General features: G+C 48.6%; 16 protein-coding genes. All 16 read right to left on the bottom strand.

Annotated elements, in window-relative coordinates; genetic code table 11:
- Positions 1 to 18 precede the first annotated feature (18 nt).
- Positions 19 to 777, bottom strand: a complete 759-nt coding sequence (locus M6D81_RS01270) for a hypothetical protein (protein ID WP_262674963.1) — start codon at positions 775 to 777, stop codon at positions 19 to 21.
- A gap of 28 nt (positions 778 to 805) precedes the next feature.
- Entirely contained in the window at positions 806 to 1,261 is a 456-nt protein-coding gene (locus M6D81_RS01265; protein ID WP_262674962.1) for a metallophosphoesterase family protein, read from the bottom strand.
- The gene (locus M6D81_RS01260) at positions 1,236 to 2,069 is read right to left on the bottom strand and encodes an inositol monophosphatase family protein (RefSeq protein WP_262674961.1); all 834 of its coding nucleotides are present in this window, start codon (positions 2,067 to 2,069) and stop codon (positions 1,236 to 1,238) included. The genes M6D81_RS01265 and M6D81_RS01260 overlap by 26 nt, the downstream gene beginning before the upstream one ends.
- Positions 2,070 to 2,366: 297 nt before the next feature.
- Complete coding sequence (locus tag M6D81_RS01255; RefSeq protein WP_262674960.1) at positions 2,367 to 2,648, bottom strand: hypothetical protein; 282 nt, start codon at positions 2,646 to 2,648, stop codon at positions 2,367 to 2,369.
- Positions 2,649 to 2,934: 286 nt separating this feature from the next.
- Complete coding sequence (locus tag M6D81_RS01250; RefSeq protein ID WP_262674959.1) at positions 2,935 to 3,471, bottom strand: HAD-IIIA family hydrolase; 537 nt, start codon at positions 3,469 to 3,471, stop codon at positions 2,935 to 2,937.
- A gap of 22 nt (positions 3,472 to 3,493) precedes the next feature.
- A complete protein-coding gene (gene pyrH, locus M6D81_RS01245; RefSeq protein WP_262674958.1) occupies positions 3,494 to 4,234 on the bottom strand; it encodes a UMP kinase in 741 nt (246 codons plus the stop codon).
- A gap of 194 nt (positions 4,235 to 4,428) precedes the next feature.
- Positions 4,429 to 5,814 (bottom strand): extracellular solute-binding protein, encoded by a 1,386-nt coding sequence (locus M6D81_RS01240; RefSeq protein WP_262674957.1) that lies wholly within the window; start codon positions 5,812 to 5,814, stop codon positions 4,429 to 4,431.
- 132 nt (positions 5,815 to 5,946) lie between these two features.
- The gene (locus M6D81_RS01235; RefSeq protein WP_262675087.1) at positions 5,947 to 6,951 is read right to left on the bottom strand and encodes a zinc-dependent alcohol dehydrogenase; all 1,005 of its coding nucleotides are present in this window, start codon (positions 6,949 to 6,951) and stop codon (positions 5,947 to 5,949) included.
- Between the two features lie 31 nt (positions 6,952 to 6,982).
- Positions 6,983 to 11,671, bottom strand: coding sequence for a heparinase II/III-family protein (locus M6D81_RS01230; RefSeq protein ID WP_262674956.1), 4,689 nt, complete (start codon positions 11,669 to 11,671; stop codon positions 6,983 to 6,985).
- Positions 11,672 to 12,131: 460 nt separating this feature from the next.
- Positions 12,132 to 13,451 carry a hypothetical protein gene (locus tag M6D81_RS01225; protein ID WP_262674955.1) on the bottom strand — a complete coding sequence of 440 codons (1,320 nt, stop codon included), beginning with the start codon at positions 13,449 to 13,451 and terminating at the stop codon, positions 12,132 to 12,134.
- Positions 13,441 to 13,962, bottom strand: a complete 522-nt coding sequence (locus M6D81_RS01220) for a sigma-70 family RNA polymerase sigma factor (RefSeq protein ID WP_410795680.1) — start codon at positions 13,960 to 13,962, stop codon at positions 13,441 to 13,443. The genes M6D81_RS01225 and M6D81_RS01220 overlap by 11 nt, the downstream gene beginning before the upstream one ends.
- A gap of 197 nt (positions 13,963 to 14,159) precedes the next feature.
- Positions 14,160 to 15,629, bottom strand: a complete 1,470-nt coding sequence (locus M6D81_RS01215) for a hypothetical protein (RefSeq protein WP_262674953.1) — start codon at positions 15,627 to 15,629, stop codon at positions 14,160 to 14,162.
- Between the two features lie 744 nt (positions 15,630 to 16,373).
- Positions 16,374 to 17,660, bottom strand: a complete 1,287-nt coding sequence (murA, locus tag M6D81_RS01210) for a UDP-N-acetylglucosamine 1-carboxyvinyltransferase (RefSeq protein ID WP_262674952.1) — start codon at positions 17,658 to 17,660, stop codon at positions 16,374 to 16,376.
- 22 nt (positions 17,661 to 17,682) lie between these two features.
- A complete protein-coding gene (locus M6D81_RS01205; protein ID WP_262674951.1) occupies positions 17,683 to 18,381 on the bottom strand; it encodes an FHA domain-containing protein in 699 nt (232 codons plus the stop codon).
- Positions 18,382 to 18,556: 175 nt separating this feature from the next.
- On the bottom strand, positions 18,557 to 18,985 hold the full coding sequence (arsC, locus tag M6D81_RS01200; protein WP_262674950.1) for an arsenate reductase (thioredoxin): 429 nt from the start codon (positions 18,983 to 18,985) through the stop codon (positions 18,557 to 18,559).
- Between the two features lie 36 nt (positions 18,986 to 19,021).
- Entirely contained in the window at positions 19,022 to 20,320 is a 1,299-nt protein-coding gene (locus M6D81_RS01195; RefSeq protein ID WP_262674949.1) for an arsenic transporter, read from the bottom strand.
- Positions 20,321 to 20,329: the final 9 nt, after the last annotated feature.

Here is a 20,329-nt window from a genome sequence, read left to right as displayed (position 1 = left end):
ATTTTGGGATGTATTCACCTACATGTTTTCAATGTTAAACTGGCTTAGCTTTACTAAAGGCATCTTTCCTCGATTGCCTTTCGTTACTTCCATTTCCCCTTCTTCATTTCGTTTCTTCACGATATAATCTCCTGTTAGCAAGTTGAAGTCTTCTTCATCCGCTTGGTCTATGGAAGCATCTCCTGAGAAATAACTCCCTCTTGTAGCTCCAATCATATACCAGTCCTGATCTTGGTATCTAAATCTGTATCGATTGTACCAGCGCCAGTTGCTGCCGCCGTAATCGCTTACGATAATGGAGCCTCGATCTATCGATATACTTTCGAAAGGATCTCCCCAGACTCCTCCTTCGTTCTCCTTTAGGATTACGTTTTCCGCTATAATTGACAGCGCGAGATTTCCCTCATTATTTTTAAAAGCAATAAGCAATGCTCGATTTGGAGCCGCATTACTTTCTATTACCTCCTCAATGACAATAGCTACATCGTCAATGCCATCTTTGTTTAAATCCCCTTCAGCCTTTACTAGGTCTTCATCGAATGAATCCATTAATACCCAACCATCCGGAATTAACGAAAGGATATCCTTATTTTGAGCTGACTCTTCTTCGACTTCGGGAACTTGTTGCTGCACAGACGCATCACTAATTTCATTGTCAGTTTGTGCAACGTTTGGAATAGGTGTACTCGTTGATGCCGGAGTCTGATTCGGATGACTCCCACAGCCAAGAAGTACACTGAATATTGATATAACGAATAGATGACGGACTAATTTCATTGTCGAACTCCCTATTTCAGTTTCATTTCTAACTAATGTCCAGAATGTGGTATCCAAATGCATTAATTATTTTAGTATTAACATACTGATGTATTCTCTGGTTCCTCCCATAATTCAAATGCTGATGTCCATGAAGCAAGTATGTAGGCTGATACCGGTCCATAACTGCAACAAAGCACTCGAAGCCTCTATGACAAAGGTTATAGCGATGGCTTCCTCCTAGACCTAATATACGAAGTCCCTTAAAGTGGATCAATTTTCCATCAATGCATTCGCAGCCTTCAGGCGGATGAACTTTATAACTGATATCATGATTGCCGTGTACGTAGAATAATGGAGCGTTAATCATCGTCACCAGAAAGGATAAGTACTCTGCTTTGAGATCACCGCAGGATATAATTAATTCAACACCTTTGAACCTATCCGGCTCATAATGATCCCAAATATACTTCGACTCTTCATCGGAGACAATTAGTACTCTCATTAGCTCCCTCCACTAATCCTTCTCTTACAATCCTCAACAAGTCATCTCTATGATTAGGATGACAAGCGATCAGATAGGGCTCTTCACACATGCCGCTAAAAGAACGGCCTTCGAAGTCTACGACAATTCCTCCAGCTTCCTTCACCATTAATATCCCTGAGTACAGATCATCGCCTTCAGAATTATAAAGAACTATGCCATCGATATCTCCCTTGGCCAGCATGCACCATTGTATTGTCGGTGCCCAAAGCCTCATCATCCTTTTGAAACGAATATCCAAAAAATGTCTAAGCTTGACTGCCCTGCTGTCGTTCTGCACCTTATGACCTTGAATCCAGCCTATATTTCCCCTGGATAAGTCTGAATGATATTTCATATGGTGCGGACGATTGTTACAGAATGTGCCTTCACCTAGAACGGATACGAATAATCGATCCGTCATCGGTTCGTATACGACTCCTAATACCGGCTCTCTTCTGTACATTAACGTTATGGAAGTTGTAAATACGGCTAACCCAATTGCAAAGTTATTCGTGCCATCCAAAGGATCAACTAACCATAGCCAATCGCTCTCAGAACCTACTGTACCTGCCTCTTCACTGTGGATCTGATGACTTGGGAATACCTCCCTAATTGCATGAATAATAATCTTTTCCGCTAGAAGATCCACCTCTGTAATGACATCCCCATACTCATCTTTCGTTTTCAAATCTACGAATCGATCAAATTTCGACTTTGCAATTTGTCCTGCTTCGCGAATAACTTGTACAGATAACTCTTTTGCTTTTTGGATAGTAGATTGATCCATTGCACACCTCGTTAATGTCATTAATTATTGATTTGCACTGAGAATGATCGAACCGCTTATTGTCCACATCATTAGGGCAAATGCTATCCCACATACGTATTCAATTCCATTTAGCTCCTGACCAGTTTTAATTCTTCTCATTGCCGAAAGCAATGTCACGATAAAAACGAGTGCAAATATCGGCATAAATAAAATTGCAGAAAATGAAATGAGGAGCTCCATGAGTACCTCCCGCTAACCATTCTATACGCGTTCCGCAAATCAATCCAAGCGTATTATAATTAGCCACATTAATTATTAACATTGTAAATTATCCTGCTGGCTATTAGAAGCCATAATTGGTTTGGTTCCACAGCCCATTATGAAGTTCATCATGGCATATGACTCTTGAGAAGTTTGCAACTCCTCGGATATCCGATGCAGTTGTTCATATTCTTCCGAATCCAATATCCCTTTTTCATACAATCGTCTAAACCGTTGCACATCAAATTGCTCCCTGAATCCTTCTAAGCCTAACAGATCGCTATGCTGAAGGGTTGCATCGATATCGATATCTACATAGCTTGCTGCGCCTAACAATCTGGGGAGTGAACGCCCTAAGTAACGGTTTCCCCCATGAGCTTCCTGATACTTCGCAATCTACCTAACTCTATAATATTCATACCGTTCTGGAGTCCATACCATTGCAAGTTGCGATATTCCTTTTCCCATCCCATTTGTACTTGTATTTTTAATCGCTCTATTTCGCGTTCTACTCCAAGACTGGATTTTTGAATACGATACGTCGAATTTCTATTTTGCACAACATCTCACCTCTCGCATGGAATTCCCCTCGGTTCAGACGCTTAATCCTTTCGACAACTTATCAAAGATCGTTCCTCACAATCCATTTTGCCGCGTCTAAGAAATTCTTTGCAACATAGTCCGGCGTTGCTTGCTCATACCACTTCTGACGGTATTTGCCCAGGGAATCCTTGCCCCATCCTGTCTCTACAAGAATTCTTCTTGCTCCAACTGCGGCAGCTGCAAGCATATCCGTGGAACCCACATCGCCAATGACCACACATTGAGTCAGATCTAACTCATGCTCTTCTGCAGCTCGAAGCAGCATACCGGGAAGCGGCTTGCGACAGTTACAGCCATCCTCTGGTTCATGAGGACATATATAAGCGGCATCGAATCCATAATTGTCGAACTCATGAATAAAATCCAACTCTGTAGCCTTCCCTTTAGAAATATTGTGTTGATTTGTAAGTGCGAACAATTTGATTCCTGCGTTTCTTAATAGCTGCAATGCTTCTAAGCTTGAAGGATATAACTCAAAATCTCGTGGATGAATAAAATGACCATGTCCGCCCAAAGTACCGTCTCGATCTATAAAGGCGGCTTGTATTTTTGGCATGCTCGTTCCCCCAATCTATCCTTTAATCTTCCAATTCCAGAACCGATTCGCCGCTAATCATCGTCCCGTTATTTTCCCCTTCACAGATATCTCTCATCGACCCTGGCCGATCGAAGTTAAATACATGCATAGGCAGATGATAATCCCTGGCCAGAATGAAGGCGGACTGATCCATAATTTTCAGGTTATGCTTCAAGACGTCGTCATAGTGAAGGGATTTGAACATTCGTGCCTCTGCATCAAGTTTTGGGTCAGCACTAAGAACACCGTTAACTCCTTGTTTGGCCACTAACAAAGCGTCACAGTGAACCTCGATTGCTCTCTGAACAGAAGGATAATCGGTTGTCACATAAGGCTGACCATTCCCCCCTGCAAAAATGACGATATATCCCTTTTCCAAATGATGAATAGCTCTAAGTCTAATGTAGGGCTCTGCGACTGAGGTAATCGGAATTGCGGTCATGACGCGAACTTCTTTGTTCGTTTTCGCTTTGAGCACGCCTCGCAGCATCAAGCTATTGATCACCGTCGCCAACGTTCCAATGTTATCGGCTTCAGCTCGTTCTATGCCCCAGCTCTCCGCCATCTGCCCTCTGAATATATTGCCGCCCCCGATGACTAGTGACACCTCCACTCCCAAGTTCACAACAGACATAATTTCATTCGCAATGTGCTCCAGGCTGGCCGGTTCGAAGCCGAATTCCGATTGTCCTGCTACCGCACCGCCACTAAGCTTAATGAGAACTCTTCTGTACCTTGACATCTGATACACCTCCATCAAATAAAAAAACACTAAAGCAATGATTGCTCTAGTGTCTCTAGAAAAGTGGAATATGAAAATGGATAGGTTGCCTGATAAGCCTTCCGCTTCCGCCTCATATCTCCACTCCTTCCATAATGTGTCGTCCATTTATTCTATATGCTCTTTACACATATTGCAAGTAAAATGCTCTGAATCTAGCGCTTATCAAGCAGCGCTTCCAAGCTCGTTGCGAGCCTTTCTTTGCTCTTCAGACCCGACCAATACAGTTTCAGCTCGCGCAGCACATCGTCATGTTGCGATAATTTCAAGTGCGTTTCCTTGAACGAACTGAAGCTCGGTATGATCTCCTTATGCATCTGAAAGCGGCTCGGACGCTTCAACTCAGACGTCCCGGCAATCTGGGCAGCATGCTTGTGAGCCGGCAAGGTGAACGTCCTCTGCGCGATGACCTTCTGGACATCGAACGAAATCAGGAAATCGATAAGCTGTTTCGCAGCAGCTTTCACTTTCGACTTGCTATTCATGCTCAGCCCAACGGTGACTAGCATCGTCTGGTTGAAATCGCGAAGATGCGGCAATGGCGCCACATCGAATTCGAAGGAAATATCCTTCAATTCGTTCATAGCGAAGTAAGACGTCATGATGACGGACACCTGTCCGTCCCGGAACAATCGCTCCGCATCGGCATTGCTTGCAGACAGCATGATCGGATACAGCTGTGGCGTATAGATCATATCCCATACTTTCTCTATGCCATCCAGCATTCCGGAATCTATGAAGTGATATTGTCCCTCTTCCTGAGGCAGGAACTTAGCTCCACTCTGAATGAGGAAGATGAACCATCGATTGGGATTGGTGAGATGGAAGTATAGTCCGAATCGTTCATTTTTCACCGAAAGCCTTGCAGCTTGCGCTAGCAAATCATCCCAAGACCAGCTGCTGTCAGGCTCCGGTATGTTCAGCTCAGAGAAGTGTTCTCGATTATAGCACAGGATAACAGGAGAGTAAGTGAACGGCTGCGCATACAGACTGTCGCCATGTCGGTACGAATCACTCAGGAAGGGATACAGTTCCGGATTCGCCTCCTGCGCTTCCAGCGCGTCCAATCCTTCTTTTTCCACAAACTCTTCATAGAGGAAATGGTTCACGGTGAACACATCGATCATCCCGTTATCCAATTGCTCACGTATGTATTCATAATTGCTATTTTTGGGGATTTGCACTGTTTGCACCCGGATATGCGGATACTTCCGGTGAAATTCCGATAGTAAATAGGTCAGCTCCGTCTGGTCGTTCAATCGTTGATGACAACCCAATCGAATAATCGTATGCGCTTCTTGCTCGGGAGCTTTGACGCGATTTCCAACTCTGGGAATTTTCTCGATTAGGCCTTCATCAACCAGAACGTCCAGTCCTTTGCGTACTGAATTATTGCTGATTTGAAATCTGCTGCTCAAATCCAGTTCAGACGGCAAGTAATCCCCTGCCGCATAATCACCGGACAATATTTCTTCCCGCAGCTTCCTGATCATGCGATCCAATCTTAGCCGAAAGGTCTTCCTGCTCTGCTTATCGGACACGTTACCGCCCCCCTCCTCTTGCTATTTGCATCATACACAAACTTTATATTCGTTTCAACACTGTCCTCCAGTTTCCTTCATGATGGAGAAACAAGGAAGAGCCGTCTTCGTCAAGACGACCCTCCACGTCCATTACGCTTCATATGCGATGAGCGCGCCTAATATATTTTGCGGCTCATTGGCATAGTCTGCGTATAATTCATGCGCCCGAGACAGCGGTACCTGCTTCGAAAGCAAAGATTCTACCTCGATACGACGTTCCGATAATAGTCGGATGTACTCTCCAATATTGCGCCCCTCTGTCCACCTTACATAGCCGACGGGGTAATCCACGCAATCTTGCTCATATTGCTGATCATAACGGCCAGGTCCTCCGGCGCGGGAAATGAGTACTCTCGCCTCCTTGCCGAACATCTTCGCCCGCGTATACTCCACAGTCATATCTCCGACAATAACGACCGTTCCCCGGTCCCGCAGCCAATCGAAGCTGCTGTCGAACAATTCCATCTGCCGGCCCGCTGCACAGTGGAGCACCGCATCGGCGCCTATCCCTCCGGTAGCTTGCCGCACGGCATCCGGCACTTCTTCGATACACTTGCAGATCGTGATTCCTTCCACATCTTGCAGCAGCTCACGTCTAGACTCCAGCAGATCAATCGCGACGACCTTGAGCGCCGCTGCATGTGCGATGCGGGCGATCAACTGTCCGATAATGCCCAAGCCAACGACGACAGCACACTCACCGAACTTTAATTCCGACTGCCGCAAGGCATGGATCGCAATGGCACCCAGTCCCGCAGAAGCAGCCGAGCGCAGCTCGACATGCTCCGGAACAGGTACGATCAGATGCTTCGGCACAAGCAAGTACTCGGAGTGATTCACATATGGCGCGCCATAACAGGCTACAGCCTGACCTTCTTTCAACACAGGAACGTCTTCGCCTACTTCAACCGCAATGCCCGCTGCGCTGTATCCGAGAGGATGAGGCTGCTCTGCTTGTCTACGGATCGCCGTCATCTCCGTACCTGGACTAACCATGGAATAACGGGTTTTTACCAATACACAGTTAGGCTTCACATAAGGTTGCTCTTTCTCCAGGATAATGACTTCGCCATGTTGTGTTGCAATGGATTTCATCAATACGGTTTCCTCCATTAGATTATCTCGATTACTTGCGTATATATACTTCTCCATTCTCCAAAACGACCCAAGGATGTTGATGGCCGTCACTAACAGGTATGCCGACAATTCCCGCACGGAACCTGACCGATTCCATTAGCTCTCCAGATGATTGAATCATGTATAATACGCCTTGATCATCCGCTGCGATATAATTCGCCAGTCCCTGACCATCCCGATCCCACCCGTTGACATGAAGGACTCTGCCTCCCAACGTTCTTCGAAATTGGACTGTTCCATCATCGCGGATCACATACAGTTGATAACCATCCGTTCCTGCGAGCAGCTCAAGCGTACCGTCTCGGTCATAATCTCCGTGCATCAGATCATTGACCTCCCCGCCGACATTCAACCGCCACAGCTGCTGCAATCCCGAATCTGCTCGGACTACCCAATGTACTTGATTCTGCTTCGTTCCAAGGAAGAACGCTGCCCGGCCTTCATCTGCCCAATCCGGTATAGCATCGATGACCTTCCAGCCAGGTCCGTCCGCTCCTCCAGCCCGACCGGAGCTTCCTTCGTTCCAGTACACGTAGCTGTTGTATTCCATCCCGATTATGCCTTCTTCTCTCCCATCCCCATCCGCATCGGCGAACGCCATATCGTCAATGCCGTAATGGGATAGCACCGACTCGCTCACCACTTCGCCGGAGGCATTCAGCCCGTACAGATACCGGTATTGTGTACCGACCATGATAAGCGGTTCGGAATCGTCACCGTTCACATGCGCCACTCTGACATTCGTAATTCCCAGCAAGTTCCCTTTCCGTTCAGCATGGGCGGGATCGCTTGGGAACTCCCGGTTCCACAGCTCCTCGCCATTCGCATCTATCGCATGAAGATGCCAGTTCTCTGTCGCTGCAAAAACAATTGGCACTCCGTCCACAATCTGAATGCTAACTTCGTTAATCCTTCCTGCTGCAGGGAAGGACCATAATTGGACGCCTTGCCGGTTAATTGCCGTAACGGTGCCATCTTGATGGCCGACGATCAGATCATCCATGCCGTCGCCGTCCACATCCCCGCTGGAGCTATGCGTTATTCCCTCCCCAAGATCGGCGATGTTTCTCCAATTCTTGTACGGCATAGCGGCGGGCTTTCTCTCCTTGCGCCAATCGGAAGGTCTGTCCGGCCTCGTCACATCGCGAATAAGCTTGCTCTGCTCTCTACTTCCCCAATCCGCCGTTCCTTCCTGAACAGGTGTCTCACGCACCGGCTCGCCGGATGCGTCGTAACGCAGAATTTCCTTCTTCGCCCGGTAAGCCGTCCATTGTCCGTTGGCAGCGTTCAATCGGAATATGACAGGCTCAGAGAAAGTCAGCAACTCGCCATTCACACTCAATTCGGTAACACCTGCAGCGAATAAGCTGTCGTTATCCATCCAATGGAACTTGGCATTGCTGGCCAGATTGTCAGCAGCTACAGTTCCCATAACGGCCCATGATGATGCTGAGCCTTCCGAACGAAGTTGCACCGTCTGCTCATTAACTCTTCTGGCATTCACCGCTTGCTCGCCATTGTTATGACTGGATAACACATTAATGAATCGGGACGTATCCCCTGGCGCATAAGTTCTTTCCTCATTCACTTCCGTTAACACCGTTTCCGTATCGGCATAAGGATACGGATAATCGGACTTCCAATACTTCAGGAAGTGGCCGTACCTTTCGTGTGTGCGCAGATCTGAATAATCCAAGCTTTGCAACATCATGTTGACGCCGTCTTGCTCGATCTCGAAGCGATTGCTGACGATACTCGCGGAGCCGAGCGCTTGCCAGGTATTTTGTAGCAGATAATCGCCTGCTTCTTCTGCTGTCAGATCATCCACGATCAGATAATATTTTCCGTCCGGGCTGAAGACGGTCCGATCCCAGTCCATTCCGTTATAGGCGGGAACCTTGCTGCGACTTAACGATTGTCCATCAACATCGGCTGCCCACTCCAATTCCGCGAACGGCGGCTTGTCGAGCTGGACGCCGTCCTTCACGATGACGATACCGCTATGATGCTGCGGCGTCTTCTCGATATAATCACGATCTGTCAGGAATATGCGGCCATTGGCGCTGTATTCCAGAATGGCGTTGCCGTCTTGATGGCCATGCGCACCGGCAGAGAATCCATCGAGCACCAGATAACTGTCATCCGTGTCGAAGCCGGAGCGGAACGCCAGCTTATGGAAAGCATCCTCGAGAGATACGCCCACCTCCCCGTTTTCCAGAACGTGATCATATATGCCTTGATCCATCGGATATGCGCTTATTTTAGGCATTTCCTCCTCGGAAGGCTCCTCAGCTATTGTCGGGTACGCCATATAGCGGTGAATCGGATAGTCGAGATCGCCCATTTTTTGTCCGGGAAATGCACCTGTATTCGTCTTCTCCAGCAAGTACTGATACAGGGGATTGCCATAAAACCAGGCCGCCGCATTCATTACTTGCGAATGCCCCCACGAATAGGCATTGCTATAACCGAACGGATACGTATCCCCGCCTCCGGCCATGGTGCCAAGATTGTTCATCATCATGGCGTTCAGATCGGCGCTCGGACGCAAAGTCCTCGTTAAGTAGGTCAAATCGCCGATCGCCATTCCATAATCGATATTCGTCATCGGGACATGCATCAGGTAATCGGAGCCTTCATCCAGGCCGATTAGCGTCGTATTGTTCATGAAGATACGATCTCCAATCGCTCTCCATTCCTCAGCTTCGGGCAAGTGATGATACCGCTGGAAGTAATCCGCAGCGACGACAATCGATAGCGCAGGGAATACTTCATGATTGTAACGCGCCCCCGTTTCTTCAGCTGCCGTCAAGTAATGAGTAACCGAATTGGCTTCAAATGTCAGGTAGAGCGCGGATATGATCTGCTTGCGATCCAGTGTTGAGAATATCGGCGAAGCCTCCAGCACAGTCCAGTTATTGATTAACGCATCGGATGATGTCCACATATTCCGCCAGAAATTCAGCTGATCTTGCGCCTGCGCCGGATACGCGTTCACGAAGTTGGCATAACCCTTCAGTGTCTTCCGATACACCTCTCCCATGCCCGGGTCGGCTGAAAGCAAGTAATACTCGCCATAAGCCGCTATCGATTTGAACAGCTCGTACAGCGCGTTCGCATCCTCTTCATTGCCAGTCGTCGGAGTTAGGCGCGACAGCAAGACGTCTGCTTCTGCCAGCAGGGCATCCTTATCTTCTTCACTTAGCTCAACGCCGAACTCGAAATACTGCTGCGCCTGTTGAGATAGCCGAGCTTCCGCGAGCCATGGAATGGCCGTATCGGCGCCTTCCGACACGCGCGCAAGCAGACGATCGACCGCAGCTTCGGCACCGTTCAGATCACTTGCCGTAACAAGCAGTGTATTGCCACCCATCCCGAACGGGTCGACAATCGTCTGAAGTCGATATCCGCCTGCGCCGGGATAGACGGCATCGGCGTACGACATCTGCATGCCGTATAATCTGGAGATTTGCCAGTTGTTCCCGAGACTGCCGAGTAGAAGCGTATTGCCTGACCAGCCATGCTCGAACTTGGTCTCGTCAGGCGCCACCACCTCGATATCCGCCCCGCCCAGTGATGTCAGTCCGTCCGCCAATCGGCTTCCAAGCTCCGTCCATGCTGTATCTTCTGGAGCAACGATGGTCAATCCTTCCAGCGGTATCGGCCGGGTCAGTGTTCTCGGCGTTATAGTCTTATGGGGCGGCACGTCATTGTCATCGTATATGATGACATCCGCTTGACCGTAAGCTCCCTCATATGTGGTGGAGATGACGGTTTCTCCTGCTGACACGCCGATAATCTGATTATTCTCGATCGAAGCAATCGCGGAATCATGCGATATAAGGACAGGCTGTACATCCAACGCTTTCAAGCCGCTGTAGGCATATTCCCCAAGCACATTCACCTCGACGCTCTGACTGACTGGCAGTTGAATAGTGGAAGGATAGATGTGCAAGGCTTGAAGCGGCCCTGTTCCTGATGATGCCTCATCACGAATTCGCACATTATCGACATAGAACGTCCCTGTGCGATTGCTCATCGTGACGAATCGTAGGCGATTGGCCGAAGCAATCTCTGTTTGCTTGAATGCGGTATCTTTCTTAAGCAGCAGCAGATCTTGATCGTCGAATATATAGATCGTCTTCTTTTGCTCCGCCGCATTGAAGTCGATGCGGAAGCGGTACCATTGATTCAATGAATAACTCATTTCCGTATATATGCGCTCAGTACCGTCGAAGTATTCGAAGTTGCCATAATTGGTGAAGCCGAACCATTCCAGCTGCTTCACATCGCCTGCATTTTGCTCAAGCAGCATGACCATTCGGTTTGTCGTCTCCGCCTTAGCCCACCACTCTACGAATCCCGCTTCAATCGGAGCGAACTCGTACGCTGCAGCTTCTGCAGTCGTTGTACTTGCGTCGACGATTTTGACACTTTTTGTTCCACTGACCGTGTATACAGCATCCGTCACGGTTACCCCTGACGATGCCTGCCAGCCGAACTGTCCATCCATCGCGCCGACATCGAAATTCTCGAAGCTGGCAGTATACTCCCCGGCTGTCGCTCCTTCCTGAACTTCAAATGCAGTCAAGACTGGCGTCATCAGCAGGGCAATGAGTGCCCAGCATATGACTCGTTGCCAATGCTTCCTTTTGACACTGCGATAATTCATCATCATATCCTCCCCATCGTTTTAATAGACTTTCACCTCTTAACAGGAAATTCAATTCTGCATATTATCTAATTTACATCACTATTATATTTTCAAGTTGCAAGCGCTGTCAATCTCTCAATTTCGAGAATTGTGCATATCATCTAATTCATTAAATCATAAATCGACAGGCTCTGACAGCCATTGCTGATGAGAGTGCTCCGCTATATAAATTGCTGCACCGGAATTATACGTTCTCATGAATAGGTGCGGCATCAATTAGTCCACTAAAATAAAGGAGCTTCTGGACTACCTGTCCAGCCCGCCCGGCGCCAAATTCCCGTGCTGCTCATCTATCCCTTTGCGCAGAAGTACTTTGCCAAGGGAGTAACGTTAGACTCCGAGAAGGAATAATGCATTGTATAGCAAGAAGGAGAAGAGTCCTCATATAAGGGGCTCTTCTCCTTCTTGTCGGCTGCTGGTCAAATCACTGCAGCTCTATTCTTTCCCCTACGATGTGCAGGGCTTTCACTTTGGATAGCTCAATCGGCAACGAGGATAGAAATTTCACTTTTATGCTGTCTTGATCGCTATAGCTCATAACCGTATCGTAACGCGAATGTGTACCGTCGGCCATTTCAGCCATTACCTCTATCCGCTTAGCTTCATCAAATACCCCCTGGCCGTACATCGTGACGCCTAATGGTGAGACAGCGATACTGTCGGAGCTCCACGACTCGAAGTCCTTCTTCCACTCCTTCCGAATCTCGTCTTGAGCTGACTTCATACGGAAGGTTGTTCTCCAGTTGCCCGTCGTGTAATTCCCATTCGACACAAAATACCCCTGTGCGCTTCGCTTCAGCAACTCCTCTGGATCAGCATCGAAGATGTATTCCGTGAATTCATTACCATATTCGCTCTTCCCGGATTCATCGACGCCGAAGCTTAATGAGGATGACGTGATCTTCTCCCCCCGCTCATCAACAAAGTAAAAATAGCCGTGATCATCGATATTGTCTCCGTTCCATTGAACCTGAATATGAAGACGCTCGTTAACGATACCTATATTGGAAATGCTCATGAATCCGACCTCAGGAACCTCAATTGTCGCATCGTTCGGCCTCAGCACCTTTATGATCCCTTGCTCTTGCAGTTCCAGATACAGCTGCCCGCCGCCGCCGCTAATGCCCGTCATATCGAGCTGTACGGTATTTGGCTGTTGGGCCTTTACCTTCGTGGAATCCCAATCCAGTTCGAATTCATGGATTTCCTTATCGCTGAGAAAAGAGCTCACGCTTACGGCGACTTTACTGTTGCGCAAGCTGTCCCCTCCATTTCCTTGTATGCGAAACGTAGCCGTATTTGTATCCTCGTCATAATCTACTAGTTGACTATTGAACATACGTGCGCCGCTGATATTATATTCGTACAGATCAACCGTTTCATCGATGCGGTTGCCCATTAAATCCTGTAAGGTTACATAGACAACGGCCATGTCATCGTCATGCATAGCGGCGACGACTTCCATCTTTATCCCATTATCCTCTATGCCAGTTTGAACAGGCTCAAGCATGAGCGCGACTTCCGGACTCACATTGGCTAGCAAGTGGTTAAAGCTTGGTATAGCGGCTGCTCCCACTCCTGCCGAGAAAACAAGCAGCGCAGAGGCCGCCAAGGAGATGAACAGCCTCTTCCCCTTTCGCTTCGGCTGCTCCAAAGCCGCCTTTTGCACGCCCAGCTTTACTCGCTCGTGCAGTTCTTGGGGGATATCGATTCGCTCCATTTGCTGCTTAAGGCTAGATCTCATAACGCTTGTCCTCCTTGAGTTCATTGCGAAGTTTGGCTAAAGCACGATACAGGATAGATTTTGCCGTCCCTAGCGGAATGTTCAATAGGTCGGCGATTTCCTTAAACGTATAGCTTTCATAGAATCGTAAGACAACGATACTTTTCTCCTCGTCTTGCAACACGTTCATCATATGCTGCAAGGATATCGATAGCGTGATATCTTTCTCCTCCGAGACTAGCAGATCTTCTTGCCGATCCTTGAGAGGAACAACCTTTTTGTTCTTGTTATGCGTATTAATCGCACAGTTGATCGCAATTCGCATTAACCACGTTTTGACATACTCCGGCTTCTGCAACGTATGAATCTGTTTGAATGACTGATAGGCGACCTCCTGAACAACATCCAGCGCATCTTCTTTATTTTTCACATAGACGTATGCCATGCGATAAATATCTTTCTCATATTGACGAAAAATGTTCAAGAAAGCTTTTTCATGCCCTTTTTGAGCTTTTTTCACTAAGCGTTTAATCTTTCATTCCCCTTTCCTGATGCTTCCTATATCTATTAGACAAACAACCCCTCTTTTTGGCTTAACTTTTCCCAAATTTCGTCCGCCCATGTAACCTTCATGCACGATTGACGTCAACATTGTTAGTCCCCATAGAACCATGAAAAAAATCGTCCTCGTAAAAAGACGATTTTTCTCATCATATAAGCTTCGGTTAGTCATTTCATTGACCGCAGCGTACCTCCCATGATGTTAAACAGATAATTCACTTTATCCATACACTGAGAGGTTGTTGCCGACGTCTTCGTAATGACACATGCATACATGAACATTCCCTGTACCGGAAACTGATCCGTTTTAATCTCGTATATGCCTTCATCGTCCACTCCGAAGGTAGGCGTATCCTTTATCGCATAATTCCACGGCTCTCCTTCCGGCATCGCAATCTTAACAAGCTTATAATCGTCGGTTGCAGGCGTTAGCTTCATTAACTGCAACCGCTCCAGCGTATGGAAGAAGTCGTCAGCTCTTATTTGCCTCGGATACTGCACCCAAGTATCGGATGAACTCCGGCTGAGCGCGATCGATTCCTGAACAGCGTTGTACTCCGCATGGTATAGAATATAACGTCCCCGTTCATCCCGATCTACGAGTTGGAACATGAGCGACTTCACTTCTCCGTCATGCGTTACATCCGTCTCGAAGCTCTCCATATTCGCCTGGTCGCTAATCGGCACACGTGCCGCCAACATCTTCATCAGCTCGTGATGCCCCAGTTGTTCGAGCGACACGTCACGTATAACCATGTTCTTAGGGGTGAAATCCAGTGCTCCTACTGCCGTTTGCGGGATTAGCTGCACCGCATACAAGAGAAGACCGAGCATCGCAGCCTTAAGCTTCATGTCGCTATTCGACTTCGCATCTCGGAAGAATAACAGATAGGCCACGAAGCCTAGCGGCAGATGAATGCCATTCAGCGAGAATGTAAACCCGCCTAAAAGCAGGTAACCGACAAGCTTCCACGCTAATCCCTTTTCCGGTTCCTTATGCTTATGGTATATCACAGTCAAGACAACGATGAGCAGAATGATAAGGAATCCAGGAAAGACATAAGGCGCCAACTCCCCCGTTTCACTGCGATAACCGTACAAATAATAGCCGGAGTAACGTATATGACCCCCTTGTCTCAGTTTTTCGATTTCGACATTTTTAACGGTAACGGAGACGTAGTTCCCTGGTCCGCTGCCAGCACTAAATCTTCCCTTGAGCAGATCGTTTCCCTCATGGTCGGTAACCACCCATTTCTCTCTACTTCTAGTACTGATAAAAGATTCTGGGACAATTTGGTAGATTGAGAGGAACTGCCCGGAGTTCCGATCAGGATCGGGTATTGTATTTAGTTCAATCGAGATATTATTCCCTCGCCTTAACACTCGTTCTAATACGATTTCCGTATCAAACTTCTCATCGACAACGAGATGCAATTTGTTCTCGCCTTCGGATTTCTCCGGAATCCATTCCGGCTTCAGGAAGAATTCCGTTTCAACTCCTTCCTTTACCAACCCTAACGTATAGCCGTCTTGCTGGACAATTCGTTGATATACCGCTTCATCGCGATTGTGATAGGTCCAGATCGCCGCCATTATGACGACAGCCAATCCTATACTTATGAGCAGCCTCCATTTCAAATCGTTATTGCCCCTCTCCAAACTTGTATTTATCAAGCATCCACAGTCTTTCAAGCGTGCAGCGTGAATCAAGTCAATCTGGGAAATTATTCTATCGTTTTATCTTAACGCAAGATGACGAGGATTGAAAAGGGCATTCCACGTGCTGATTATCCAATGTGGCGTTGTACCAATCCTTCGCTAACGGATCTAATCGGCCTTATTTGCTGTTCCTGACCATTATTGAAACTGTAACGGATCTCAATAAGCTTATTTCACTGTATCCGTTCCAAAATAGTGAAAAGAACCGAAATAAGCGCTGTAAGATCCGTTAGCTCGGCATTTCGCCTGATTTTTGCTAGTTAGGCGCTTTGACGCCCGTTAGCCTGTAAACAGAAAGAAGAGCATGGTGCGTGTGATGCGAAGTGCGGATGCGAAGTTCGGATACGGAGCTCGGAGCGCAGAATACATAGTGCGAAGGAAGAGCCAGGGGGGCGCGAAATGACAAAATGCCGATGGGGAGTGTTGGATGAATAGTGCAATACGAAGCATAGAGCGCGGTGCATGAAGTGCAGAATGCAAAGTACTCGGAGCTCGGAGCGGCTACAGTCCCGAACACGAAGAAAGGACGCCCGGAGGCGCCCGGAGGTTGTTCATCAGACAGACCATCACATTCAATTCACACCCAACATGGATGCAATCAGTCTGTTAATGGGTGTCTGACTATGTGAATCTATGTGAATCTATGCGAATCAATTCATGCGGCTAACGAGAAATTCGACCTTGAACGTCCATCGCATCCAGCTCGCATATAGATAGCTTGGCTCCAATGGACCGATAGCTGCCAATGACATCCTCGTAACCGCGCTCGATGTGCTCGACGCCCGTCACATAGGTGATGCCCTCTGCCGCCAGTCCAGCCATAATAAGACTGATCCCCGCTCTTACATCCGTCGCATGCACCCAACCGCCCCGCAGCGGCAGTCCTCCGCGTACGAATGCGCTCTCTCGCCGAAGCTCAATCTCGGCGCCGAGACGTCTCAGCTGCGGGACGTGCGCATAGCGCTTCGGGAAGACGCGGTCCGTCACGATGCTCTTGCCAGGAGCTTGCAGCAGCAACGCGGTCATCGGCTGCTGCAGGTCGGTCGCGAATCCGGGATACATGCCTGTGCGAATGCGAGTCGCTTTGAGCGAGCCCGTACCGTAAGCGGTTATGTCGTTCTCTCCGCATGCCACATGCAGCCCCACTTCCTCCAGCTTGGCATTACAGGAGCCAAGATGCTCAGGGATAACATCCTTGACGGTCACTTGTCCCCCATGCAGTCCTGCGGCCATGAGGAACGATCCCGCTATAAGCCGGTCAGGGATGACCGTATGTCTTCCTCCATTCAGATACGGAACGCCTTCGATTCGAATAGTAGATGTGCCTGCTCCATATATTTTCGCGCCTAATTGATTCAGGAATGCCGCTGTGTCGACGACCTCCGGGTCAACAGCGGCGTTATACAGTTGCGTTCGGCCATTCGCCCGCACGGCAGCCAGCATCGCATTAATTGTCGCGCCGCAAGTGACCATGTCGAAATATATGTTCGCGCCCTCCAGCCTCGCGGCTTCTACAATATAATGATCTCTATGCATTTCAATTCGGGCGCCAAGCGCACGCAAGACTTTCATATGCTGGTCGATCGGTCTGGATACGAAGTCGTCTCCCCCCGGGAAGCCGATCGTCACTCTGCCGAACTTGGGCAGCAGCGCGCCGGCAAAGTAATAAGACGCTCTGTAGCTCGACGCTTTGCGCGAATCGATCTCGGCGCTATGTATCCATCGCGGGTCCAGGACGACCGCATCCCCCTCACGCTTCAACTCCATTCCAATATCTCCACAGATCGCCGATACCGTGCGAACGTCTTCGATGTCGGGGATACCTTCCAGCGTCACGATGTCGTCAGCCAGACAAGCGGCGGCGAGCAGAGCCAAGGAGCTATTCTTCGCACCCGGTATTCGTACAGTGCCGTGCAATGGACCTGAATACTCTATTTGTATAACCTTCATGCAGTCATCCTCGCTTTCTTCACTATGACGATTTCAGCTCCAATTCAAGCAAGTAGCCACTGCCTCGTACGGCGCTGATCGGGAACGTATCCTTGCCGAATTTTTTGCGAACGCGGTAGATGAGCGCATTCAATTCATCAAGCGTCACATCGGGTACGCCACCTGCTCCGGGCGAACGCTCCGGCCATACGGTGGATTTGATATCATCGAGCAAGACGAGTCTGTTCGCTTGTTCATGCAGCAAGCGCAGCAGCAGATATTCTTTCTCGGACATCATAATTCGCTTGCCTTCCACGATACATTCCCGCCGCTCCCAATTGATCGTTAATGGCAGCTTAGGAATATCCAACTGCCGGGTAATGCTGAGTGGTTCAATCTCCAGCGTCTGATCGGCATACAAATATGTGAAGTGGAGCACGGTCATTCCCTTGGCAAGCTTAATGATGTCGAAATCGTTCAGAACATACGGCGTATGCGGCGTCACACGTACGCCGTTAATTTCCGTACCGTGACGACTGCCCATGTCGTACAGCACCGCCTGCTCCCGCTCCTTCCGGATCACGAAATGCTGTCGGGATATGAATGCGTTCGTAAAGGACAAATCAGGCACTAACTGCTGCGATACTCGTCCGACCAGCGTTTCATTTGCACTTAAATTGACGCAGGTGCCCGCTCGATAGGGCTCGCCACGTACAATATATAAGCATGCAAATCTGTCCACAATTGTCCCCTCCACTCGCGATGGCATGGGAGCCATCCCTATTGAGCATTATCTATCTCATTTATCGTAACCCAAACGAAGAGTAATGAAAAGCCGAGTACACTGACGCTACGATCACTTTTTAATGACGCCGTACAAGACAACGTTCTCCACCAATAAAAAAAAGATGGAGAGACTATTCTCCATCCTCGACAAACCGCTCCATGCGGCTCTTAATCGCATCGCGAACGGTGCGGAATTGGTGCAAAATCTCATCCTCCGTGCCAGTCGCCTTGGCTGGATCATCGAATCCCCAATGCCACTTCGCGGTGCGAGTATTCGTAACGACCGGACAATGCTCATCGGCATGCCCGCATAATGTAATCACATAATCGGCTCTGTTCAACAATTCCGGATCAATGACATCGGAGGTGTTTCCGCTAATATCGACTCCCGCCTCCTTCATCACTTGAACCGCCCGCGGATTCAAGCCATGCGCCTCCAATCCGGCGCTCTTCACTTCATATTTCTCCCCTCCCAGCTCTTTCAGGAACCCGTCTGCCATCTGGCTCCTGCATGAATTTCCGGTGCACAAGAAATAGACGAGCGGTTTCGTATTCAACATGATGGATTCTCCTTTATATACCGTAAATTAACTCATTTATAATGCATGGAGGACAAGCAGCCACAGATAGAGACCGATCAGCGTAATGAACAGAGTAGGAACGGTCAGCAAGAGGCCAACTTTAAAATAATAACCCCAGCTAATCTTCACCTTCTTCGCAGACAGCACATGCAGCCAAAGCAATGTAGCAAGCGATCCGATCGGCGTAATCTTCGGTCCCAAGTCGGATCCGATGACATTGGCATAAATTAACGCTTCCCGGATTACACCTTCCGTCTGCGTGCTTTGAATAGCCAGCGCATCTATCATGACCGTGGGCATGTTATTCATGATCGATGACAAGATCGCTGCGATAAAGCCCATCCCGATCGTAGCGGCAAGCAATCCTTGGTCCGCGACCGATTGGATGTACCGCCCCAGCGTATCCGTCAGTCCAGCATTGCGAAGCCCGTATACGACAACATACATGCCGATGGAGAAAATGACGACGGCCCAAGGGGCCTCCTTCACCAGCTTCCATGTCTGTATCGCGGCGCTATTTCTCGAGGCAAGCAGGAATACGATGGCAGCTGCGCCTGCAATCAGCGATACGGGAATGGCGAGCCAGCCGCTGACGAAGTAAGCCAGCAACAGGGCGGCCAAAATAACCCAAGCCAGCTTGAATAAACGCATATCTTTGATAGCTTCCCTCGGCTGCTTCAGATGTGCATAGTCGTAGCTTGCAGGAATGCCCTTCCTGAAGAACAGATATAATACAGTCAGACTCGCTATAATGGAGAATAAGTTCGGTACAATCATACGGCTAGCGTACTCAGCAAAGCCGATGTCGAAGAAATCCGCGGATACAATATTGACCAGATTGCTGACGACAAGCGGCAATGAAGCCGTATCGGCAATGAAGCCGCACGCCATAACGAAGGGCAGAATCATCTTGTTCTCGAATTTTAACGCGCGTACCATCGCTAGCACTATGGGCGTCATAATTAAAGCTGCCCCATCGTTAGCGAACAGCGCCGCGACCGCAGCGCCAAGCAAAATAATGAATACAAACATGAGCAACCCGCGCCCGCGCGCTAATCGTGCCATATGCAGCGCAGACCATTCAAAAAAGCCAATGGCATCCAGTATGAGCGAAATCATAATGATCGCTACAAATGCAAGCGTCGCGTTCCAAACGATGCCGGCAACAGTCGCCACATCGCCGAAGTTCACTACGCCGAACAGTAGCGCCAGCAGCGCCCCTGCACTTGCAGACCATCCAATGCCAAGTCCCCTCGGCTGCCATATGACAAAAGTTAAAGTAACCAGAAAGAGTATCGTTGCGATAATAGCCATGTTGTCCCC

Origin of the sequence: Paenibacillus sp. J5C2022, from assembly GCF_025567625.1 — a bacterium.
Classification (GTDB): domain Bacteria; phylum Bacillota; class Bacilli; order Paenibacillales; family Paenibacillaceae; genus Pristimantibacillus.
The sequence above is the reverse complement of the archived record's forward strand: the minus strand, read 5'-3'. Positions and strand labels throughout refer to the sequence as shown.